The sequence below is a fragment of the Pseudomonas sp. BNK-30 genome, assembly GCF_047456185.1.
Lineage (GTDB): Bacteria > Pseudomonadota > Gammaproteobacteria > Pseudomonadales > Pseudomonadaceae > Aquipseudomonas > Aquipseudomonas putida_E.
In genome coordinates this window covers 4,753,001-4,775,560 of the sequence record NZ_CP179904.1, presented here as the reverse complement: position 1 = coordinate 4,775,560, position 22,560 = coordinate 4,753,001, and the positions used below count along the sequence as shown (strand labels likewise).

The 22,560-nt window shown below is 60.2% G+C and carries 18 protein-coding genes; 10 read left to right on the top strand and 8 right to left on the bottom strand.

The genetic code is table 11. The features are described from left to right. The first annotated feature begins 232 nt into the window (after positions 1-232). The 4 genes from dnaA to gyrB are packed head-to-tail and all read left to right on the top strand — an operon-like array spanning position 233 to position 6,456. Positions 233-1,768 (top strand): chromosomal replication initiator protein DnaA, encoded by a 1,536-nt coding sequence (gene dnaA / locus ACMGGN_RS22145; RefSeq protein ID WP_046786788.1) that lies wholly within the window; start codon positions 233-235, stop codon positions 1,766-1,768. Between the two features lie 40 nt (positions 1,769-1,808). Further along, positions 1,809-2,912 (top strand): DNA polymerase III subunit beta, encoded by a 1,104-nt coding sequence (gene dnaN, locus ACMGGN_RS22140; RefSeq protein ID WP_012312006.1) that lies wholly within the window; start codon positions 1,809-1,811, stop codon positions 2,910-2,912. 15 nt (positions 2,913-2,927) lie between these two features. After that, positions 2,928-4,031, top strand: a complete 1,104-nt coding sequence (gene recF / locus ACMGGN_RS22135; RefSeq protein WP_115273207.1) for a DNA replication/repair protein RecF — start codon at positions 2,928-2,930, stop codon at positions 4,029-4,031. Positions 4,032-4,035: 4 nt separating this feature from the next. After that, entirely contained in the window at positions 4,036-6,456 is a 2,421-nt protein-coding gene (gyrB, locus tag ACMGGN_RS22130) for a DNA topoisomerase (ATP-hydrolyzing) subunit B (RefSeq protein ID WP_046786790.1), read from the top strand. Between the two features lie 53 nt (positions 6,457-6,509). On the opposite strand, the gene ACMGGN_RS22125 is transcribed toward gyrB, so the two are convergent. The 3 genes from ACMGGN_RS22125 to ACMGGN_RS22115 form a co-directional block, all read right to left on the bottom strand. Beyond that, positions 6,510-7,787, bottom strand: coding sequence for a DUF2254 domain-containing protein (locus tag ACMGGN_RS22125; protein WP_204919236.1), 1,278 nt, complete (start codon positions 7,785-7,787; stop codon positions 6,510-6,512). A 115-nt stretch (positions 7,788-7,902) separates the two neighbouring features. After that, positions 7,903-8,328 (bottom strand): RcnB family protein, encoded by a 426-nt coding sequence (locus ACMGGN_RS22120; RefSeq protein ID WP_115273209.1) that lies wholly within the window; start codon positions 8,326-8,328, stop codon positions 7,903-7,905. A 134-nt stretch (positions 8,329-8,462) separates the two neighbouring features. Further along, entirely contained in the window at positions 8,463-9,767 is a 1,305-nt protein-coding gene (locus ACMGGN_RS22115; protein WP_414156302.1) for a sigma-54 interaction domain-containing protein, read from the bottom strand. 223 nt (positions 9,768-9,990) lie between these two features. Here ACMGGN_RS22115 and ACMGGN_RS22110 point away from each other — a divergent pair, with 223 nt between their 5' ends. From ACMGGN_RS22110 to ACMGGN_RS22100, 3 genes are read left to right on the top strand one after another with little or no spacing between them, the layout of a single operon-like run. Beyond that, positions 9,991-10,875, top strand: coding sequence for an MBL fold metallo-hydrolase (locus ACMGGN_RS22110; RefSeq protein WP_046786793.1), 885 nt, complete (start codon positions 9,991-9,993; stop codon positions 10,873-10,875). A gap of 39 nt (positions 10,876-10,914) precedes the next feature. Further along, positions 10,915-12,186: an FAD/NAD(P)-binding oxidoreductase gene (locus tag ACMGGN_RS22105; protein WP_237859679.1), complete on the top strand. Its 1,272-nt coding sequence runs from the start codon at positions 10,915-10,917 to the stop codon at positions 12,184-12,186. Next, positions 12,183-13,001: a sulfite exporter TauE/SafE family protein gene (locus ACMGGN_RS22100; protein WP_119689102.1), complete on the top strand. Its 819-nt coding sequence runs from the start codon at positions 12,183-12,185 to the stop codon at positions 12,999-13,001. The genes ACMGGN_RS22105 and ACMGGN_RS22100 overlap by 4 nt, the downstream gene beginning before the upstream one ends. On the opposite strand, the gene ACMGGN_RS22095 is transcribed toward ACMGGN_RS22100, so the two are convergent. After that, on the bottom strand, positions 12,990-13,877 hold the full coding sequence (locus ACMGGN_RS22095) for a LysR family transcriptional regulator (protein ID WP_251962160.1): 888 nt from the start codon (positions 13,875-13,877) through the stop codon (positions 12,990-12,992). The genes ACMGGN_RS22100 and ACMGGN_RS22095 overlap by 12 nt on opposite strands. A gap of 126 nt (positions 13,878-14,003) precedes the next feature. Here ACMGGN_RS22095 and ACMGGN_RS22090 point away from each other — a divergent pair, with 126 nt between their 5' ends. Together ACMGGN_RS22090 and ACMGGN_RS22085 are read left to right on the top strand one after the other, a co-directional pair. After that, on the top strand, positions 14,004-15,650 hold the full coding sequence (locus ACMGGN_RS22090; RefSeq protein WP_414156301.1) for a GMC family oxidoreductase: 1,647 nt from the start codon (positions 14,004-14,006) through the stop codon (positions 15,648-15,650). Positions 15,651-15,747: 97 nt separating this feature from the next. Continuing rightward, positions 15,748-17,367 carry an MFS transporter gene (locus ACMGGN_RS22085; RefSeq protein ID WP_046786798.1) on the top strand — a complete coding sequence of 540 codons (1,620 nt, stop codon included), beginning with the start codon at positions 15,748-15,750 and terminating at the stop codon, positions 17,365-17,367. Between the two features lie 177 nt (positions 17,368-17,544). Here ACMGGN_RS22085 and ACMGGN_RS22080 read toward each other — a convergent pair whose 3' ends face one another. The 4 genes from ACMGGN_RS22080 to glyQ are packed head-to-tail and all read right to left on the bottom strand — an operon-like array spanning position 17,545 to position 21,902. Continuing rightward, positions 17,545-18,315, bottom strand: coding sequence for a lysophospholipid acyltransferase family protein (locus tag ACMGGN_RS22080; protein ID WP_046786799.1), 771 nt, complete (start codon positions 18,313-18,315; stop codon positions 17,545-17,547). A 60-nt stretch (positions 18,316-18,375) separates the two neighbouring features. After that, entirely contained in the window at positions 18,376-18,903 is a 528-nt protein-coding gene (gene gmhB / locus ACMGGN_RS22075) for a D-glycero-beta-D-manno-heptose 1,7-bisphosphate 7-phosphatase (RefSeq protein ID WP_046786800.1), read from the bottom strand. A 3-nt stretch (positions 18,904-18,906) separates the two neighbouring features. Then, positions 18,907-20,958 (bottom strand): glycine--tRNA ligase subunit beta, encoded by a 2,052-nt coding sequence (glyS, locus tag ACMGGN_RS22070; RefSeq protein WP_414156300.1) that lies wholly within the window; start codon positions 20,956-20,958, stop codon positions 18,907-18,909. After that, the gene (gene glyQ, locus ACMGGN_RS22065) at positions 20,955-21,902 is read right to left on the bottom strand and encodes a glycine--tRNA ligase subunit alpha (RefSeq protein ID WP_012312032.1); all 948 of its coding nucleotides are present in this window, start codon (positions 21,900-21,902) and stop codon (positions 20,955-20,957) included. The genes glyS and glyQ overlap by 4 nt, the downstream gene beginning before the upstream one ends. 83 nt (positions 21,903-21,985) lie before the next feature. Between glyQ and ACMGGN_RS22060 the strand changes: the two genes are divergently transcribed. Next, positions 21,986-22,537 carry a DNA-3-methyladenine glycosylase I gene (locus ACMGGN_RS22060; RefSeq protein ID WP_115273214.1) on the top strand — a complete coding sequence of 184 codons (552 nt, stop codon included), beginning with the start codon at positions 21,986-21,988 and terminating at the stop codon, positions 22,535-22,537. The last annotated feature ends 23 nt before the right edge of the window (positions 22,538-22,560 follow it).

Here is a 22,560-nt window from a genome sequence, read left to right as displayed (position 1 = left end):
AAGGCTCATTATCCACAGGTGAGTTATCAACAGGTCTTGACCCTGGGTTGTGCATAGCCCTTATGGTGGGTTATCCACAGAGCTTATTCACAGTCCTTCAGGGTCGTTTTGGTCGCTAAATGGCTGTTTTGCCATGGCTCATAATGTTTCCACATGTGGATAACTGATCGCTTGACCGGTACAATGGCCGTTTGTTTTTGCCTCATCCGGCTTTCAAACTCAGGGGATATCCGTGTCAGTGGAACTTTGGCAGCAGTGCGTGGAGCTTCTGCGCGATGAACTGCCTGCCCAGCAATTCAACACCTGGATCCGTCCGCTACAGGTCGAAGCCGAAGGCGACGAGTTGCGCGTGTATGCGCCTAACCGTTTCGTTCTCGATTGGGTGAATGAAAAGTACCTCGGCCGTCTGCTCGAACTGTTGGGTGAGAACGGTAGCGGCATCGCGCCTGCCCTTTCCTTATTAATAGGTAGCCGTCGCAGCTCCGCACCGCGGGCCGCGCCCAATGCCCCGGTCAGCGCTGCAATGGCTGCGTCCCTTGCGCAGAGCCACGCGCAGCCAGCAGCCGCGCCAGTCATGGCTGTTGCTGACCCGGTCTCGGTGCCCACTGCTGAACCTGCGCAGGCCACCGACATGGCCGAGGCGTCGTCGCGAGGCAGCTATGATTCGATGGCGGACAGCGCTCCGGCACCTGTCGCGCCGGGGCGTACCGAACAGCGCAACGTTCAGGTGGAGGGTGCGCTCAAGCACACCAGTTATCTGAACCGTACGTTCACCTTCGAAACCTTTGTCGAAGGTAAATCGAACCAGTTGGCCCGGGCAGCCGCCTGGCAGGTTGCCGACAACCCGAAGCATGGCTACAACCCACTGTTCCTTTACGGTGGCGTGGGCCTGGGTAAAACGCACTTGATGCATGCTGTGGGTAACCACCTGCTGAAGAAGAACCCGAATGCCAAGGTGGTGTACCTGCATTCCGAGCGCTTCGTCGCGGACATGGTCAAGGCGTTGCAGCTCAACGCGATCAATGAGTTCAAGCGCTTCTACCGTTCGGTCGATGCGCTGCTGATCGACGATATCCAGTTCTTCGCCCGCAAGGAGCGTTCACAGGAGGAGTTTTTCCACACCTTCAACGCATTGCTCGAAGGTGGCCAGCAGGTGATTCTCACCAGTGACCGCTACCCGAAGGAAATCGAAGGTCTGGAAGAGCGACTGAAGTCGCGTTTCGGCTGGGGGCTGACGGTGGCTGTGGAGCCGCCGGAGCTGGAGACCCGCGTGGCGATCCTGATGAAGAAGGCCGACCAGGCCAAGGTCGAGTTGCCGCACGATGCCGCTTTCTTCATCGCTCAGCGTATTCGCTCCAACGTACGTGAGCTTGAAGGGGCATTGAAGCGCGTCATCGCCCACTCGCACTTCATGGGCCGCGACATCACCATCGAGCTGATTCGCGAGTCGCTGAAGGACCTGCTGGCGCTGCAAGACAAGCTGGTGAGTGTGGATAACATTCAGCGCACCGTGGCCGAGTACTACAAGATCAAGATCTCCGATCTGTTGTCCAAGCGCCGTTCGCGCTCTGTAGCGCGCCCGCGTCAGGTGGCCATGGCGTTGTCCAAAGAGCTGACCAACCACAGTCTGCCGGAGATCGGCGACATGTTTGGCGGCCGTGACCACACCACCGTGCTGCACGCTTGCCGCAAGATCAACGAACTGAAGGAATCCGACGCGGACATCCGCGAGGACTACAAGAACCTGCTGCGCACGCTCACCACCTGATGGCCGCCAGCGCAGCTAATTGAAGGCAAGGGACTAGACCATGCATTTCACCATTCAACGCGAAGCCCTGTTGAAACCCCTGCAACTGGTCGCCGGTGTCGTCGAGCGCCGTCAGACCTTGCCGGTCCTGTCCAACGTACTGCTGGTCGTGCAAGGCCAGCAGCTGTCGTTGACCGGTACCGACCTGGAAGTCGAACTGGTAGGCCGCGTCCAACTGGAAGAGCCGGCCGAGCCTGGCGAAATCACTGTCCCGGCGCGCAAGCTGATGGACATCTGCAAAAGCCTGCCGAACGACGTTCTGATCGATATCAAGGTCGACGAACAGAAGCTGTTGGTCAAGGCCGGCCGTAGCCGTTTCACCCTGTCGACCCTGCCAGCTAACGACTTCCCCACTGTGGAAGAAGGCCCAGGTTCGCTGACCTGCAACCTTGAGCAGAGCAAACTGCGTCGTTTGATCGAGCGCACCAGCTTCGCCATGGCTCAGCAGGATGTACGTTACTACCTCAACGGTATGCTGCTCGAAGTGTCGCGTAATACCTTGCGTGCCGTGTCTACCGATGGGCATCGTCTGGCGCTGTGCTCCATGAGCGCAGCCATCGAGCAGGATGAGCGTCATCAGGTCATCGTGCCACGTAAAGGTATCCTCGAACTTGCGCGCCTGCTCACCGACCCGGAAGGCATGGTCAGCATCGTCCTGGGCCAGCACCACATCCGTGCGAACACAGGCGAGTTCACCTTCACGTCCAAGCTGGTCGATGGCAAGTTCCCTGACTATGAGCGTGTACTGCCCAAGGGTGGTGACAAGCTGGTCATCGGCGATCGCCAGGCCTTGCGTGAAGCGTTCAGCCGTACCGCAATCCTTTCCAACGAGAAGTACCGCGGTATCCGCCTTCAGTTGGCTGCCGGTCAGTTGAAAATCCAGGCAAACAACCCGGAACAGGAAGAGGCGGAAGAAGAGATCAGCGTGGACTATGACGGTGCATCGCTTGAGATTGGCTTCAACGTCAGTTACCTGCTGGACGTATTGGGTGTGATGACAACGGAACAGGTTCGCCTGATTCTCTCCGATTCCAATAGCAGTGCTCTGCTGCAGGAAGCCGGCAATGACGACTCGTCTTACGTTGTCATGCCGATGCGCCTGTAACCTGTAGCAGGCCAAATGTCCCTTCGACGTATCATGGTCACCGCGGTGCGCAACCTGCACCCGGTGACCCTCTCACCCTCCCCCCGCATCAATATCCTCTACGGCGCCAACGGCAGCGGCAAGACCAGTGTGCTGGAAGCTGTGCATTTGCTCGGGTTGGCCAGATCGTTTCGCAGTACCCGGCTCAATCCCGTCATTCAGTACGAGCAGGCTGCGTGTACGGTTTTCGGCGAAGTACAGTTGGGCGAAGGCGGCACCAGCAACTTGGGTGTGTCGCGCGAGCGGGCGGGCGACTTCACTATCCGTATCGATGGGCAGAATGCCAAGAGCGCCGCGCAGCTTGCAGAACTACTGCCCCTGCAGCTCATCAACCCAGACAGTTTCAGGTTGCTTGAAGGCGCGCCGAAGATCCGTCGCCAGTTTCTGGATTGGGGAGTGTTCCACGTGGAACCTCGCTTCATGCCAGCTTGGCAGCGTCTGCAGAAGGCGTTGCGGCAGCGGAACTCATGGTTGCGGCATGGTACACTTGACCCAGCTTCGCAAGCCGCCTGGGACCGGGAATTGTGCCTGGCCAGCGCGGAAATAGATGAATACCGTCGCAACTACATCAAGGCCTTGAAGCCCGTCTTCGAGCAAACCCTGAGCGAACTGGTCGAGCTGGACGGGTTGACCCTTAGCTACTACCGAGGCTGGGACAAGGACCGGGAACTCAACGAAGTACTCGCCTCTTCTCTCCTTCGCGATCAGCAGATGGGCCATACCCAGGCCGGTCCGCAGCGTGCTGATCTGCGTCTTCGTCTGGCTGCCAACAACGCAGCCGACATCTTGTCGCGTGGTCAGCAAAAGCTGGTGGTTTGTGCATTGCGCATCGCCCAAGGCCACCTCGTTAGTCAGGCTCGCCGCGGCCACTGTATTTATCTGGTGGATGACTTGCCGTCCGAGTTGGACGACCAGCATCGCCGTGCACTGTGCCGCTTGCTAGAAGAATTACGCTGCCAGGTGTTTATCACCTGTGTAGATCACGAATTACTGAGGGAAGGCTGGCAGACGGAAACGCCAGTTGCTTTGTTCCACGTGGAACAAGGCCGTATCACCCAGACCCACGACCATCGGGAGTGAAGGCATGAGCGAAAATCAAACGTACGACTCTTCAAGCATCAAGGTGCTGAAAGGTTTGGATGCCGTGCGCAAGCGTCCCGGCATGTACATTGGCGACACCGATGACGGTAGCGGCCTGCACCACATGGTCTTCGAAGTGGTCGACAACTCGATCGACGAAGCCCTCGCCGGGCACTGCGATGACATCACCGTCATCATCCACACCGATGAATCCATCAGTGTGCGCGACAACGGTCGCGGCATTCCGGTCGACGTGCATAAAGAAGAAGGCGTTTCTGCAGCCGAGGTCATCATGACCGTACTGCACGCCGGCGGTAAATTTGATGATAACTCCTACAAAGTTTCCGGCGGCCTGCACGGTGTAGGTGTTTCGGTAGTAAACGCCCTTTCGGAAAAGCTGGTGCTTACCGTTCGCCGTAGCGGCAAGATCTGGGAGCAGACCTACGTTCATGGTGTTCCACAGGCGCCGATGGCCGTTGTGGGTGAAAGCGAAACCACCGGCACCCATATTCATTTCAAGCCTTCGGCTGAGACCTTCAAGAATATTCACTTCAGCTGGGACATCCTGGCCAAGCGTATTCGTGAACTGTCCTTCCTGAACTCTGGCGTTGGCATCCTGCTGAAAGACGAGCGCTCGGGCAAAGAAGAGTTCTTCAAATACGAAGGCGGCCTGCGTGCATTCGTTGAATACCTGAACACCAACAAGACTCCGGTCAACTCCCAGGTGTTCCATTTCAACGTCCAGCGTGAAGATGGCGTGGGTGTTGAAGTTGCCCTGCAGTGGAACGACAGCTTCAACGAAAACCTGCTGTGCTTCACCAACAACATTCCGCAGCGCGATGGCGGTACCCACCTGGTTGGTTTCCGCTCTTCGCTGACCCGTAGTCTGAACAGCTACATCGAGCAGGAAGGCCTGGCCAAGAAGAACAAGGTTTCCACCACCGGTGACGATGCTCGTGAAGGCCTGACCGCAATCATTTCGGTCAAGGTGCCGGATCCGAAGTTCAGTTCGCAGACCAAGGACAAGCTGGTCTCCTCGGAGGTGAAAACCGCCGTGGAACAGGAAATGAACAAATACTTCGCCGACTTCCTGTTGGAAAACCCCAACGAAGCCAAAGCGGTAGTCGGCAAGATGATCGACGCTGCCCGTGCCCGTGAAGCGGCGCGCAAAGCGCGTGAAATGACTCGCCGTAAAGGCGCGCTGGATATCGCGGGCTTGCCGGGCAAACTGGCGGACTGCCAGGAGAAGGACCCTGCCCTTTCCGAACTGTACCTGGTGGAGGGTGACTCCGCAGGTGGCTCGGCCAAGCAAGGTCGTAACCGTCGTACCCAGGCGATCCTGCCGCTGAAGGGCAAGATTCTCAACGTCGAGAAAGCACGCTTCGACAAGATGATCTCCTCCCAGGAAGTGGGCACACTGATCACCGCACTGGGCTGTGGCATCGGCCGCGAAGAGTACAACATCGACAAACTGCGCTATCACAACATCATCATCATGACCGATGCTGACGTTGACGGTTCGCACATCCGTACCCTGCTGCTGACCTTCTTCTTCCGTCAGCTGCCAGAGCTGGTCGAGCGTGGCTACATCTACATTGCCCAGCCACCGCTGTACAAGGTGAAGAAAGGCAAGCAGGAGCAGTACATCAAGGACGACGAGGCCATGGAAGAATACATGACCCAGTCGGCCCTCGAAGATGCCAGCCTGCACCTGGATGAGTCTGCGCCGGCCGTTTCCGGCGTTCAGCTGGAGGTTTTGGTCAACGAGTTCCGCGGTGTGATGAAGACCCTCAAGCGTTTGTCTCGCTTGTACCCGGAAGAGTTGACCGAGCACTTCATCTACCTGCCGGAAGTTACCCTGGAGCAATTGGGCGACCATGCCGTCATGGAGAACTGGTTGGCCAAACTGCAGGAGCGCCTGAGCAACAGCCAGAAGTCTGGCCTGATGTACAAGGCCACCCTGCGCGAGGACAAGGAGCGCAATGTGTGGCTGCCTGAAGTGGAAATCACCTCGCACGGCCTGGCCAGCTACATCACCTTCAACCGCGATTTCTTCGGCAGCAACGACTATCGCACGGTGGTCAACATTGGCTCCAAGTTGTCGAGCCTGCTGGGTGAAGGTGCTTACGTACAGCGCGGTGAGCGTCGCAAGGCGATCGTCGAGTTCAAGGAAGGCCTGGATTGGCTGATGAACGAGACCACCAAGCGTCACACCATCCAGCGATACAAAGGGCTGGGTGAGATGAACCCGGACCAGTTGTGGGAAACCACCATGGACCCAACTGTACGTCGCATGCTCAAGGTCACCATCGAAGACGCGATTGCCGCCGATCAGATCTTCAACACCTTGATGGGTGACGCGGTTGAGCCTCGCCGCGACTTCATCGAAAGCAACGCGCTGTCGGTTTCTAACCTGGACTTCTGATCAGGTTGTTCTTACCAAAAAGCCCGCGCAAGCGGGCTTTTTGGTTTGGGCTGTCATTCAATCGTCCTGAGCTTCACGTGCACTGACCTCAGCTGATCTTTTTCATGCGCGAGTGTAAGTGACGCCTCTGCACGCATGACAAGCTGCTCCCCATGCCTGATGCAACTCTGCTTGAAAAGCGCGGGGTTTATCTGGGCCAGGCTGACAAGTGCCTTGAGCAACCGAAGGTCGACTTCTAGAAGAGCGGCGCCGTCTCTGCTGATAGGGGCAAAAAAATCGTCGAACAAATCGTCCACCGTCAACCCTCGCAGGTGGACCCACTCGCAGCTTTTTTCCTGGTCCGGTTCGCAAGCGTGTGCTTTGCCCCAGTACGTCAAAGTTCTAAGGCCCCTGCCAATCACATCAATAGCGGTGCCCGGATCATTGACCGCTGGTGACAACGCGCGGGATGCGATTTCCGATAGCACGCATAGCCCAAACCTCGGGTCATGTTCAAAGGTTCTTCGGGTGCCTATGGTCAACGTCGCCAGCGTGTCCTTGAGGCTTTGCTCATCAGGATGCTTGTCACTCAAAGGCACAATGCGAGCGACCGGCATACCGATGTGGACAAAACTACCTGGGAGAACTTCCACATAGATCCGGATCTGTAGCGCGTTGGAAATGGCGCCCAAGGCTTGCACATCGATATGTTGGACGTAGCCAGTCTGGTTGCTGGCAATGGTTTGCGCGGATAGCGGTAGTACAAGGTCTACCGGGTACGCTGAGCCTCCCAGATAGGGCCAGCGAATGCGATGAGCCATGGCCTCTATCGCCGCCTTTTCCACACGGTCAATGGTTTCTCCAACCCGTCCGAGTTTGGAAAGGTGGTCTATCCAGCGCAGCAGTGTGTAAATGATCAGCGTCACGACAGCTAGCGTCACCGCAAAAAGCACGACTCGGCCCTGGCTTCCATAGAGGCCGGTACTCAGGGCAATGATGCCAACCAGGCTGAAGAGAAACGAACCGATGAATGTGGCCAGCGCGTTCTGGGTCGTGGTGTCTTCCATGACCAGCGTTGTGGCACGCGGGGTCACCCCGCTACTTGCGGCCCCGTAGGCGGTGACCATCGTGCTCAATGAGAAGGTGGTCACAGCCAGCATGCTGGAGGCAATGATCCCGAGAATCTTGTCCACTGCATCTGCGCCGATGCGCGCTGGCAAGGTTTGCGGGATGAAGTCTCTGAACAGGATGGCAAGCAATGCAGTCGCCACACCCAGAATGGAGAACAGAGAGGCTCTGAACCAGAGTCGCTTGGTGAGTTGACCCGCTACCCAACGCCAACGCGCAATCATGTGCAGTACCTTCAAGAGACTGATCGAATAGTTAACAGACTAGAAGTTTCAATCCACAACCCAGCAAAAAACCCGCGCAAGCGGGCTTTTTGTTGGCGGCTGGTTTTATACGGCCTTAGTAACCGCTGAGGATGTTTACGATCACCCCGGAAGCAATGGCCACCAGCACGTAGTCGCCGTTGACGTACAACCAACGGTGGTCGCGGGGCGGCGGCGAGAGGTGCCGGGCGCGCCAGTCGGTCACCCAGTAACGGTCATTGCGATAGTGCGGGTCTACCACATGGCCGCGCTTCCATTGCTGGTGAGGTACCGGCATCCCCGGTTGTGGACGGAAGTTCGGATTACGGTAGGACTGAGCCTGGCCGTTGCCGGGTTTGCCATGTTGTTGCGGATGGCCTTGCTGCTTGCTCTGCTGCGGATGACCTTGGCCCTGATGCGAGCGGTCGCCATCGTGCCCTTGAGGCGGGCCGGGCTGGGCGAAGCTGGCCAGTGGTACGCTGAGCATCAAGGTAGCGCAGAGCACAGAGAGGCTTTTTTTCATCGTATGTCGATCCTTTGCATGTTCACGTCCGGCGGGTTTCAACGAGACGCCGATTACGGTTAATGCTTCAGACCGTGATTCGCGATGAGTAATCCCTGGCAAGAGGTAAAGGTCCGGTAAAGAATCGCCGAGCACTAAGCCGGATTCAGCCCCAGCGCTTTCAAGCGCCGATACAGCGTACGTTCACTCATCCCTAAGTGGCGCGCCAGTTCGCTACGCGGGCCCTGAAACTGTTCCAGCGCTTGTGCCAGATCACTCAGGTCGCTGCGAGCGCGCCCCTTGTTCGCACCGGTTGCGATTTGCGGGCCTACATCTTCCGGCAGATGCTCAGGCCGTATCAGCCCATCATCGGCAAACAGCCGCGCCCGTTCCAGGATGTTGCGCAGCTCGCGGATATTGCCTGGGAACGTATGCAGGGCCAATTGTTGAAGCGCAGCGTCAGTAAGGCTCGCGGCAGGTTTGCCTGCCATGCGTTGCAGCAGGCTCTGCGCAAGCAGCGGCAGATCCTCTACGCGTTCGCGCAAGGCAGGCAGGCGGATGGGAAAGCCACTGATGCGGTAATACAGGTCTTCCCGGAACGTACCCTCGGCAACCATCTGCTTGAGCGGTTTGTGTGTTGCAGACACCAGGCGGAAGTCCGCATGCACGGTGCGCAGGCTGCCAACCGGGCGCAAGGTGCCGGATTCGATCAGGCGCAGCAATTTGACCTGCATCGCCAGTGGCACCTCACCAATCTCGTCGAGGAACAGCGTGCCGCCGTGGGCCGCTTCTGCCAGGCCGATCTTGCGCTGGTTGGCACCGGTAAAGGCTCCCTTCTCATAGCCGAACAGCTCGCTCTCGAACAGTGACTCGGTCAAGCCGGTGCAGTCGACCACCACCAAAGGGCCATTCGCCCGTGGGCTACCCATATGGATCGCCCGGGCGAAAAGCTCCTTGCCTGTACCGGATTCACCCTGGAGCAATACCGGGATCTGTGCGGGTGCCGCACGTTGCAGGCTGGCCAATGCCGTTTTGAATGCTGGCGCCCGGCCGACCAGGCCCTGTTGCTGAGGTTGCGCCGAGGCTAGTGTGACCGTTGTCAGGCGTTCTACGAAGGCGACCACCCTGCCCTGCTCATCGAGGATCGGCCGTAGTTCCACATCCACATGCTCAGGCCCGCGCGGGGTGTGATGAATGTGCAGTACCCGTTCCGGCAGTTTGCTGCCCCAGGCCTTGCGCATGGGGCAATGCTCACCGGCCTGGTCGCAAGGCACGGCGTAGTGATGGGAAACCCGGTGGCACTTCTCACCCAGTGGCGCACGGTCGTCACGGCCGAACTGCCGACGATAGGCGGCATTGGCTGCGAGGATGTTGTAGTCGGTGTCCAGCACGATGGTAGGCAATGCATCGTGTTCGAGGTAGGAAACCAGAGCTAGGATGAGGGGATGGGATTCAGGCATGACGGCACCGATTGGATAAGCCGTTGAGGGTAACAAGGACTGCCAAACACTGCCATTGGCTGACAGTCGACTGCCAGGGCAGCTGACAAACCGGCCTGCCTTGCGCCATCAGGGGCCGATTTCACTGGCCTTGGCACGGGTTAAACCCCTGGCATGCATCTTGATAAACCACCCGTCACTGCCTACGCCTCTAAAAGGCGGGGTGGATTATTTGGAGAACGTGATGATCATCGGCAACAACCTTCAGGTGGAAGCCTTTTTCGACGACGCCACCTCGACCATCAGCTACCTGGTACTGGACCGCGAGACCAACCAGTGTGCGTTGATCGACAGCGTACTGGACTATGACCCCAAGTCAGGCCGCACCTGCACCGAGTCTGCAGACCGTCTGATTGATCGGGTACAGAGCCTGGGCGCCAAGGTGCAGTGGATTCTGGAAACCCATGTACACGCCGACCACCTTTCAGCTGCGGCGTATCTCAAGGAAAAGCTCGGCGGCCACACCGCCATTGGCGCCGAGATCACCAAGGTACAGAAAGTCTTCGGCGACTTGTTCAACGCCGAGCCGGGCTTCGCCCGTGATGGCAGCCAGTTCGATGTGTTGCTCATGGACGAAGAAGGCTTTCGCATAGGTAACCTGCACGCCCGCTCGTTGCACACGCCTGGGCATACCCCCGCTTGCATGAGTTACCTGATAGAGGATGCGGGAGAAAAAGCACTGTTCGTGGGCGACACCCTGTTCATGCCCGACTACGGTACCGCACGCTGTGACTTCCCAGGCGCTGATGCTCGCACCTTGTACCAATCGATCCGCCGCCTGCTGGCCTTCCCTGACCAGACTCTGCTGTTCATGTGCCATGACTACCTGCCGGGCGGGCGTGACATGCGTTATGTCACCACCGTTGCCGAGCAGCGCGCCAGCAACATTCATGTTCACCAGGGCATCGATGAGGACAGCTTTGTCGCCATGCGTGAAGCGCGTGACAAGACCCTCGAGATGCCCGTCCTGATCCTGCCTTCGGTGCAGGTCAACATGCGCAGTGGCCATTTTCCGCAGCCGGAATCCAACGGCGTGAGCTACCTGAAGATCCCGTTGAACAAGCTCTGAGCGCCCTGCCCCATCATTAGAATTCCCAGGATTTACGCCATGCCTGCCTTGTTGTCCCCTGCTAATTCCGACCACCACAAGGTGGTCATCGTCGGTGCCGGCGCTGCCGGCATCGCCACTGCTTCCAGCCTCATCAGCCGCGACCCGTCACTGGATATCGCGGTGGTCGACCCTGCCGACGTCCATTACTACCAGCCCGGCTGGACCATGGTCGGTGCGGGTGTGTTCAAGGCACCGAGCACCGCGCGCACCATGGCCTCGACCATCCCCCGTGGCGTGCGCTGGATCAAGGCGCGCGTGCAAGGGTTCGACCCGCTGGGCCAGCTGGTCATGCTCGAAGATGGTCGCACCATCAGCTATGAACAGCTGGTGGTCTGCCCCGGCCTCAAGCTCGATTGGGCTGCCATTGACGGGCTCAGTGATACCCTGGGGCGCAACGGCGTCACCTCGAACTACCGCTACGACCTGGCACCCTACACCTGGGAGCTTGTGCAGAACCTCAAGCAAGGCCGCGCCCTGTTCACTCAGCCGCCCATGCCGATCAAGTGCGCCGGTGCGCCGCAGAAGGCGCTGTACCTGTCCTGCGACCACTGGATGCGCCAGGGGCTGCTGGGCGATATCAAAGCCTGCTTCTTCAATGCCGGCGCAGTGCTGTTCGGTGTTCCCGATTACGTGCCGGCCCTGATGGCCTACATCGACAGGTACGGTGTGGACCTCAATTACAGCCACCGTCTGGCTGCAGTAGATGGCCCGAACAAGCGCGCCACCTTTGTCCGCACCTTTGCCGATGGCAGCACTGAAACCCGCACTGAAGCTTTCGACATGCTGCACGTGGTGCCGCCACAGGTTGCCCCGGACTTCATTCGTCAAAGCCCATTGGCCGATGCCGCTGGCTGGGTCGATGTCGACCCGCATACGCTGCGTCATCGTCAGTTTGCCAATGTCCATGCCCTTGGCGATGTGGCCAGCACCAGCAACGCCAAGACTGCGGCCGCTGCGCGCAAGCAGGCTCCGGTGGTTGCCAACAACGTGCTGGTGGCGCTGGGCAGGCTGGCTAACCTTGCCCAGTACGATGGCTACGGCTCCTGCCCGTTGACGGTCGAGCGCGGCAAGATCGTGCTTGCCGAGTTCACCTATGGCGGCAAGGTCGCGCCGAGCTTCCCGCGCTGGTTGCTGGATGGCCGCCAGCCGACGCGCCTGGCCTGGCTGCTCAAGGCACGAGTGCTGCCGCCGCTGTACTGGCAAGGCATGCTGAAGGGACGAGAGTGGCTGGCACGCCCGCAACCGCTGGCGGCCGAGGCATCACGGTGATCGAACATCAACTGCTCGGTGCCGGGCTGGGCGCGATCATTGGCGCAGTGCTGGCGCTGACTGGCGCGGGGGGCGGCATCCTGGCGGTGCCGCTGCTGGTGTTTGGCCTTGGTCTGTCGATGGTCGAAGCTGCGCCCATTGGCCTTCTTGCCGTAGGGCTTGCCGCTGCCGTGGGGGCGATCCTCGGCTTGCGCCAAGGGCTGGTGCGTTATCGCGCCGCGCTGTTCATCGCCCTGATCGGCATCGCTGCTGCACCGCTCGGGCTGATGCTCGCCCATCGTCTGCCCGACACACCCTTGGCCTTGGTGTTCGCCGGCGTGCTGGTTTACGCATGCCTGCGCATCTGGCGCAAGGCTGCCAGCGAGCTGCGTGGCGAGGCCAACGACGCGCACCGTTTCATCGAACCGTGCGTGCTCAACCCGCTGCAGGGCCGTTTGCGCTGGACACTGCCCTGCGCGCGGGCGCTGGCCATGACCGGAGCGCTTTCGGGATTGTTGTCCGGCTTGTTGGGGGTGGGGGGTGGCTTCGTGATCATCCCTGCCTTGAACCGCTACACCAACCTGCGTATGAAGAGCATCGTCTCGACCTCGTTGGCGGTGATCGCCCTGGTGTCTACAGGTAGCGTGGTCAGTGCCAGCCTGGCCGGCGTTATGCACTGGCAGGTGGGAGCACCTTTTGCCGTGGGCGCGGTGCTTGGCCTGCTGCTGGCGCGGCCACTGGCGACGCGGCTGGCCGGGCCTCGCCTGCAGCAGCTGTTCTCGGTGGCCGGCTTTGCGGCTGCCCTGCTGCTGGCCGGCAAGGCGCTACTCGGCTAGCAGCTCGGCCTGTTCCTGCGCACACAGCGCCAGCAGGTAATCCCAGACCACCCGCAGGCGTACCGACTTGTGCAACTCACGACGGGTGCATATCCAGTAGCTGCGCTGGATGGTTTCGCTGGGCAGCACGCGCACCAGTGTCGGGTCGTGGCGAGCCATGTAGTTGGGCAGCACGGCGATACCCAGGCCGGCGCGCGCAGCAGTTTGCTGGGCGATTACGCTGGTGCTGCGAAAAGCCACATTGGGCGCCCGGCAGAAGCTGTTGAGAAACAGCAGCTCCTGGCTGAACAGCAGGTCGTCGACGTAGCCGATCCAGCTGTGCCGGGCCAGATCTTCACGGTTGCGTAAAGGTGGCGCGCGGTCCAGGTAAGCCTGGCTGGCATACAGGGCCAGGCGGTAGTCGGTGAGTTTGCGGGTAATCAGCAGGTCGGCACCGGGACGTTCCAGGTGAATGCTGATTTCCGCCTCGCGGTTGAGGATGCTGACAAAGCGAGGCACGGCCACCAGCTCCACTTCCAGGCCCGGATACCGATCGAACAGCGCATTCATGCGTGGGGTGAAGAACATGATGCCGATGCCTTCGGTGACCCCAAGGCGAATCTTGCCCAGCGGTGTGATGGCCTGGGTGATTTCTTCCTGCGCCAGCAACGCGACATTCTCCATGGCTTCGGCGTGCTTGAGCAGCGCCTGGCCGGAGGGCGTCAATTCGTAGCCCTGCGCGTGTTGCACGAACAGTGGGGTGCCCAGGCTTTTCTCGATGCTCTCGATATGCCGGGCAACCGTGCTATGGGTCGTGTTGAGACGCTTGGCAGCGCTGAGCAGGCGGCCACTGCGCTGCAACTCGAGGAAAAACCGCAGATCATTCCAGTCGAACATGCATCCTTTCCCTGTTTTTCGCTGTGCTAAAACGCACAACGGCTGCGCGAAATCTCGTGTTTCCTCAGCGAAATTAATCAATAAGATGTACGACGACAAGAATAAAAATCAGGCGCGAGGTTGCACATGCCATCAGCCGATTCTGTCTTCGACTACGTTATCGTGGGTGCCGGTCCTGCCGGTTGCCTGCTGGCCAATCGATTGTCCGCCGACCCGTCCCGCCGCGTGTTGCTGCTGGAAGCCGGGGGCCGCGACAATTACCCCTGGATTCACATCCCCGTCGGTTACCTTTACTGCATCGGCAACCCCCGCACTGACTGGTGCTTCAAGACCGAAGCGCAAAGCGGCCTGGGTGGTCGTAGCCTGGGTTATCCCCGGGGCAAGGTGCTGGGGGGCTGCTCATCGATCAACGGCATGATCTACATGCGTGGCCAGGCTGCGGACTATGACCATTGGGCCGAACAGGGCAATGACGGTTGGGCCTGGAAGGACGTGCTGCCGCTGTTCAAGGCCAGCGAAAATCACTTTGCAGGCAACAGTGATCACCATGGCGCCACTGGCGAATGGCGGGTGGAACGCCAGCGCTACAGTTGGCCGATCCTCGATGCCTTCCGAGATGCCGCCGAACAGAGCGGCATCGCCAAGGTCGATGACTTCAATACCGGCGACAACCAAGGCTGTGGATATTTTCAGGTCAACCAGCGCAGCGGTGTGCGCTGGAACGCATCCAAGGCTTTTTTACGACCTGTACATAACCGTTCCAACCTCACCGTGCTGACCGGCGTGCAGGTTGACCAAGTGCTGCTGAACAACACCCGCGCCCGCGCAGTGAGAGCATTTTGGCAAGGCGCCTGGCACGAGTTCGCTGTGCGCCGCGAGATCATCCTGTGTGCAGGGGCGGTGGGTTCGCCCGGCATCCTGCAGCGCTCCGGCATTGGCCCGCGCACGTTGCTGGAAACGCTCGGCATCGGCGTACGGCACGATATGCCCGGTGTCGGTGGCAATCTGCAAGACCACCTGCAATTGCGCCTGATCTACCAGATCCGCAACACCAGAACGCTCAACCAGATGGCCAACAGCCTGTGGGGCAAGATGGGTATGGGCCTGCGTTATCTCTACGACCGCAGCGGCCCGCTGGCCATGGCGCCGAGCCAACTCGGGGCGTTCGTGCGGTCCAGCCCGGAGCAGGCCACCGCCAACCTGCAATACCACGTACAACCCCTGTCGCTGGAACGCTTCGGCGAGCCGCTGCACCGCTTCCCCGCCTTCACCGCTTCGGTGTGCAACCTGCGCCCGGCTAGCCGTGGGCGCATCGACATCCGTAGCTCGGACATGAACAGCGCGCCACTGATAGACCCCAACTACCTCAGTGACCCTGAAGACCTGCGCGTTGCCGCCGACGCCATCCGTATCACACGCCGCATCGTCCAGGCCCCTGCCCTCGCCGCTTTCGATCCGCAGGAATACCTGCCAGGCCCTGCCCTGCAGACCGAGGAAGACCTGTTCGAAGCGGCAGGCAAGATCGGCACCACCATCTTCCATCCGGTCGGGACCTGCCGTATGGGCAGCGGCCCGCTGGACGTTGTGGATAACCAGCTGCGTGTACGCGGCATCCCCGGCCTGCGCGTGGCGGATGCTTCAATCATGCCGCAGATCACCTCCGGCAATACCTGTTCACCCACCCTGATGATCGCCGAGAAGGCGGCCCAACTCATTCTCAAGGGAGCTGCTACCCAGACCTACCTGAACGAAGACGCGTTACCGACGCCCTGACCCGGGTGCGTGCAGTACCGGCGGCTTGCGGTCAGAAGCTGCCGACAGTGGAACAACAAGAATAATCACTGTGGCCTGCGGGCCGAGGACAGCAACGATGTCGGATTACATCCAAGAGCAGGGGGCGACGGCGAGCAGCCCAAGCCGTCGTGAAGAACGCAAGATCATTTTCGCGTCATCCCTCGGGACGGTTTTCGAGTGGTATGACTTTTTTCTCTACGGTGCGCTGGCGGCAGTGATCAGCAAGCAGTTCTTTGCTGGCGTCAACGACACCACCGCTTTCATCTTCGCCCTGATGGCATTCGCCGCCGGCTTCCTGGTACGGCCCTTCGGCGCGCTGGTGTTCGGCCGGCTGGGTGACATGATCGGGCGAAAATACACCTTCCTGATCACCATCGTGCTGATGGGCTTGTCCACCTTCGCCGTTGGTTTGCTGCCCACCTATGCAAGCATCGGCATTGCCGCGCCGATCATCCTGGTGGTACTTCGCATGCTGCAGGGGCTGGCACTGGGGGGCGAGTATGGTGGCGCGGCGACGTATGTGGCCGAACACGCACCGCCCGGCAAGCGCGGCTTCCACACGGGCTTCATCCAGTCCACTGCTACCCTCGGGCTGCTGCTGTCGTTGCTGGTGGTGCTGGGCAGCCGCTACATCACCGGCGATGAGTTCGAAACCTGGGGCTGGCGCTTGCCGTTCCTGCTGTCGATCGTGCTGCTGGGCATTTCCACCTGGATCCGCATGAGCATGCATGAGTCGCCGGCCTTCGTGAAAATGAAGGCCCAGGGCAAGATCAGCAAATCGCCAATCCGCGAGTCGTTCACCTCCTGGCCAAACCTCAAGGTGGTGCTTACCGCACTGTTCAGTATCAACGCCGGCCAGGCCGTGACGTTCTACACGGCGCAGTTCTACGTGCTGTTCTTCATGACCCAGATGCTCAAGATGGATCCGGCCCAGGCCAATACCTTGCTGATCATCAGCGTGGTGATCGGTGCGCCGTTCTTCGTGTTCTTCGGCTGGCTGTCCGACCGCATCGGCCGCAAGCCTATCCTGATGCTCGGCCTGCTGCTGGCCACGGTGTTGTACTTCCCGCTGTTCAAGGCCCTCAGTCACTACGCCAACCCGCAGATCGACGCAGCGAGCCGTCAGGCGCCGATCGTGGTCACCGCTGACCCGCAAGGTTGTACCTTCCAGTTCGACCCGGTCGGCAAGGCGCGTTTCGACAGCCCGTGCGACAAGGTCAAGACCTTCCTGGTCAAACAGGGCCTGCCGTACAGCTCGGTGAATGTGGCGGGCAGCCAAGTGGTGGTGAACATTGGCGACAAGACCATCAACGGGTTTGACGAAACAGCCATGCGCACAGCCATCGAGCAGGCGGGCTACCCGGCCAAGGCGGACCCGTCGCAGGTCAACCAGGTGATGGTGGTGGTGCTGATCGTTGCAATGATCCTGATCGCAACCATGACTTATGGCCCGCTGGCGGCGGTGATGGTGGAGCTGTTTCCGACGCGTATCCGCTACACCTCGATGTCGCTGCCCTACCACATTGGCAATGGCTGGTTTGGCGGTTTCCTGCCCACGGTTTCGTTCGCGCTGGTGGTGTACACCGGGGATATCTTCTACGGCTTGTGGTACCCGGTGCTGGTAACCGGGATCAGCCTGGTGGTGGGAATCTTCTGCCTGAAAGAAACCAAGGATGTGGATATCGACAAGGTCTGATGATGTCGTGAAGCCATAAAAAAACCGGCTGTAAAAGCCGGTTTTCTTATGCCTCAAAAAAACTTATGCACGCTTTTCAGAAAAATGTCATACACAAAAATAAATAGGCAATTCATAGACTTAGCTATCAAACGAGGCATTTCATCCAAAAATTGCTAACACGTTATCCACAGATCGTCAGGCAATCTGCTCGTGTGGTTTTTCATCTACCGGTGGCAACGAGCCCAAGCGGCGCTGAGTCGCTTCGTTCCACGCCGCGGCACGGTCATTCAACTCTGCAATGGCACGCGGGCCGGTACCATTGGCATACATCGGCTCCCCGATGACCACCTCGATGGTGCCAGAGCGCTTGCCCCACCCTGACTTGGGCCAGTACTTGCCGGCGTTATGCGCGATCGGCAGCACGGGCAGCCCGGCATTTACCGCCAGCGCGGTACCGCCACGGGAAAACTTGCCCACGGTGCCAAAGGGTACCCGAGTACCTTCCGGGAAGATCAGCACCCAGACCTTCTGCTTGAGCAATTCGTCACCCTTGCTCGCCACCTGGCGCAAGGCTTCCTTGGGGTTGTCGCGGTTGATCGCGATCGGCCGCAGCATGGCCATGGCCCAGCCAAAGAACGGCACGTACAGCAGTTCACGCTTGAGCACCTGGCTCAATGGCGAGAAATAGGCTGACAGGAAGAACGTCTCCCAGGTGCTCTGGTGGTTGGACAGAATCACACAGGGCTCTTTGGGCACGTTCTCGGCACCGGTGACCTTGTAGTGGATACCCAGAATCACCCGCGCCAGCAGCACGGCAAAACGGCACCAGTAGACGTTGATGAAGCGGTAGCGCTTGTGAAACGGCAAAAATGGCGCGATAAAAAAGCTCAGCGAGCACCACAGCAGGGAACTGGTGCCCAGCAGCAGGTAAAAAAGAAAGATTCTGATCGCCCGCAGGATCGACATAGTGGCATGTACCGTTGCGGGCTTGCCCGCCTGATAAAAATGCGCCCTTGGGCGCATTGTTTAGATTAGTTCTCTGGCGATAGCTGCCAGATCGTCGAAAATCAGTGTGGTTTGCGCGACACCCTTTTCAAGCGTCCGCTCGCCTTTGCCGGTTTTCACCAGCACCGGTTGTGCACCGACGGCCAGGGCGGCCTCCAGGTCACCTTTACTGTCGCCGACAAACCATACGCCGCGCAGGTCGGCCTGATAATGGTCGGCGATTGCCCGCAGCATGCCAGGCTTGGGCTTGCGGCAGTCACAACCCTCGTCCGGCCCATGCGGGCAATACACGATGTGGCCGACTTCGCCGCCGTGCCCTGCCACCAGCGTGCGCAGACGCGCATGCATGGCTTCGAGGGTTGCCAGTGAATAGTAGCCACGGGCAATGCCGGACTGGTTGGTGGCCACGGCCACCGTCCAGCCCGCTTTGCTCAACTGCGCGATGGCCTCGATCGAGCCGGGGATCGGGATCCACTCCTCCAGCGACTTGATGTAGGCGTCGGAGTCCTGGTTGATCACCCCGTCACGATCGAGAATCAGCAGTTTCAAGGCTTACCCCAGCAGCGAAATGTCAGCAACGCCCAAGAACAGGCCGCGCAGGCGGCTGAGCAGGGCATAACGGTTGGCGCGAACCTTGGCATCCTCGGCGTTGACCATCACCGCCTCGAAGAAGGCGTCGACCGGGTCACGCAGGGCCGCCAGGCGGGCCAGCGATTCGCTGTACTGACGTGCGGCAGCCATCGGTTGCACAGCCTGGTCGGCCTGCTGGATGGCCGAATACAGCGAGAACTCGTTGGCGTTGTCGAAGTACTTCGGCTCGACCTGTTCGGCAATGGCGCCTTCAGCTTTGCTCAGCAGGTTCGACACACGCTTGTTCACTGCGGCCAGCGCCTCGGCTTCCGGCAGCTTGCGGAAGGCCTGCACGGCCTGCACACGCTGGTCGAAGTCCAGGGCCGAACCCGGCTTCAGGGCACGTACCGACAGGTAGGTGGCAACGTCGATGCCTTCGTCTTCATAACGTGCACGCAGGCGGTCGAAGATGAACTCCAGCACCTGCTCGGCCAGGCCTGCGGCCTTGACCTTGGCGCCGAACTGCTTGACCGCGAACTCCACCGCAGGGGTCAGGTCCAGGTCCAGTTGCTTCTCGATCAGGATACGCAGCACGCCCAGGGCGGCGCGGCGCAAGGCATATGGGTCTTTGCTGCCGGTGGGCAGCATGCCGATGCCGAAGATACCGACCAGGGTGTCGAGCTTGTCGGCGATGGCTACCGCAGCACCGGTCAGGGTCTGTGGCAGCTCGGCGCCAGCACCGCGCGGCATGTACTGCTCGTTCAGCGCCAGGGCCACGTCTTGCGGTTCGCCGTCGTTGAGCGCGTAGTAGTAACCGGCAACGCCCTGCATCTCTGGGAATTCGCCGACCATTTCGGTGGCCAGGTCGCACTTGGACAGCAGCCCGGCACGGCCGGCGCGCTGGGCGTCGCCGCCGATCAGCGGGGCAATGTACGCGGCAAGCCGGGATACGCGCTCGGCCTTGTCGTAGACGGTGCCCAACTGCGCCTGGAAGACTACGTTCTTCAGGCGTTCGTTGAAGGTTTCGAGCGGCTGCTTCTTGTCCTGCTTGAAGAAGAACTCGGCGTCGGTCAGGCGCGGGCGCACGACCTTCTCGTTACCCGAGACGATCTGCTTGGGGTCACGGCTTTCGACGTTGGCCACGGTGATGAAGCGCGGCAGCAGCTTGCCTTCGCTGTCCAGCAGGCAGAAGTACTTCTGGTTGTCCTGCATGGTGGTGATCAAGGCTTCCTGCGGCACCTCGAGGAAACGCTCCTCGAACGAGCACACCAGCGGTACCGGCCACTCGACCAGCGCAGTCACCTCATCCAGCAGCGCTGGCGGTACGATGGCAGTGCCTTCCTGCTGCATGGCCAGTTCGGTGGTGCGCTTGGCAATCAGCTCGCGGCGTTCGGCGAAGTCGGCCAGCACGTAGGCTTTGCGCAGGTCTTCGACGTAGTTGGCCGGGGTGGTGATGACCACGTTCTGCGGATGGTGGAAGCGGTGCCCACGGGATTCACGGCCGGCCTGCTGCGACAGGATGGTGCAGTCGACGACCTGATCGCCCAGCAGCATCACCAGCCACTGGGTCGGGCGTACGAACTCTTCACGGCTGGCGGCCCAGCGCATGCGCTTGGGGATCGGCAGGTCGTTGAGCGAATCTTCGACGATGGTCGGCAGCAGGCTGGCGGTGGCCTTGCCCGGGATATGCTGGGAGAAGCGCAGCTTGGCGCCGCTCTGGTCGATTTCCGACAGCTCTACCCCGCACTTCTTGGCAAAGCCCAAGGCAGCCTGGGTCGGCTCGCCGTCCTTGAAGGCAGCCTGCAGGGGCGGGCCGTCGATATTGATGCTGCGGTCAGGCTGCTGTACATCCAGCTGGCGAATCAGCACGGCCAGGCGACGCGGCGCGGCGTACACCTGTTTGCCGGTGTAGTTCAGGCCGGCGGCCAGCAGGCCTTTTTCGATGCCGGCCAGGAAGGCGTCACCAAGGGTGGCCAGGGCTTTGGGTGGCAGCTCTTCGGTGCCCAGTTCTACCAGGAAATCTTGAGCACTCATTGTGCAGCCTCCAGCTTCGCCAACACTTCGTCACGCAGTTCAGGGGTAGCCATCGGGAAGCCCAGGCGTGCACGGGCTTGCAGATAGCTTTGCGCCACGTCCCGGGCCAGGGTACGTACGCGCAGGATGTAACGCTGGCGCTCGGTCACCGAGATGGCGCGACGGGCGTCGAGCAGGTTGAAGGTGTGCGAGGCCTTGAGCACCATTTCATAGGTCGGCAGCGGCAGGTCCAGCTTGATCAGGCGGTTGGCTTCGCTTTCGTAGAAGTCGAACAGCTCGAACAGTTTCTCGACGTTGGCGTGCTCGAAGTTGTAGGTCGACTGCTCCACCTCGTTCTGGTGGAACACGTCGCCGTAGGTGACCTTGCCGAACGGGCCGTCGGCCCAGACCAGGTCGTACACCGAGTCGACACCCTGGATGTACATGGCCAGGCGCTCCAGGCCGTAGGTGATTTCACCGGTGACCGGGTAGCACTCGATGCCGCCTACTTGCTGGAAGTAAGTGAACTGGGTCACTTCCATGCCGTTGAGCCAGATTTCCCAGCCCAGGCCCCAGGCGCCCAGGGTCGGCGATTCCCAGTTGTCTTCGACGAAACGGATATCGTGGACCAGCGGATCCAGGCCGATGGCTTTCAGCGAGCCGAGGTACAGCTCCTGGAAGTTGGCCGGGTTGGGCTTGAGCACCACCTGGAACTGGTAGTAGTGCTGCAGGCGGTTGGGGTTTTCGCCATACCGCCCGTCGGCAGGGCGACGGCTGGGCTGCACGTAGGCGGCGTTCCAGGTTTCTGGGCCGACGGCGCGCAGGAATGTAGCGGTATGGAAAGTGCCGGCGCCTACTTCCATATCGTAGGGCTGAAGCACCACACAACCTTGAGCTGCCCAGTAGTTCTGCAGGGCGAGGATCAGGTCTTGGAAGGTACGCACGGCTGGCGTAGGCTGGCTCACGAAATTCACCTGTATCTGGGGATGCGGATGTAAAGAGCGGGAGTATAACCTGATTCGCCTCGCCCTCTACTCATTGGAGCCTTATGCCACGCTGCTTTTGGTGTACCGACGATCCGTTGTACCAGGCCTATCACGACCAGGAATGGGGAACACCGCAGCGTGATCCGGCGTTGCTGTTCGAGATGCTTTTGCTCGAAGGGTTCCAGGCCGGCCTGTCATGGATCACCGTCTTGCGTAAACGCGAGCGCTATCGCGAGGTGCTGGATGGCTTCGACCCGGTGAAGCTTTCGCAGATGAGCGATGAGCGCATCGAAGAGCTGATGCTCGATGCCGGCATCATCCGCAACCGCCTCAAGCTCAAGGCTGTCCGGCGCAATGCCCAGGCCTGGCTGGCTGTGGATAACCCGGCCGAGTGGCTCTGGTCGTTCGTCGGCGGCGAGCCGAAGATCAACCATTTCAGTGCCCGAAGCCAAGTGCCGGCGGTCACCGACGAGGCCAAGGCGATGAGCAAGGCGTTGCAGAAAGCCGGCTTTACATTCGTCGGCCCGACCATCTGCTACGCCTTCATGCAGGCTACCGGCATGGTCATGGACCACACCACCGATTGTGATCGTTACGCCGCCTTGCTGCGCTGAGGGGTTACAATGCGCGCCTTGCT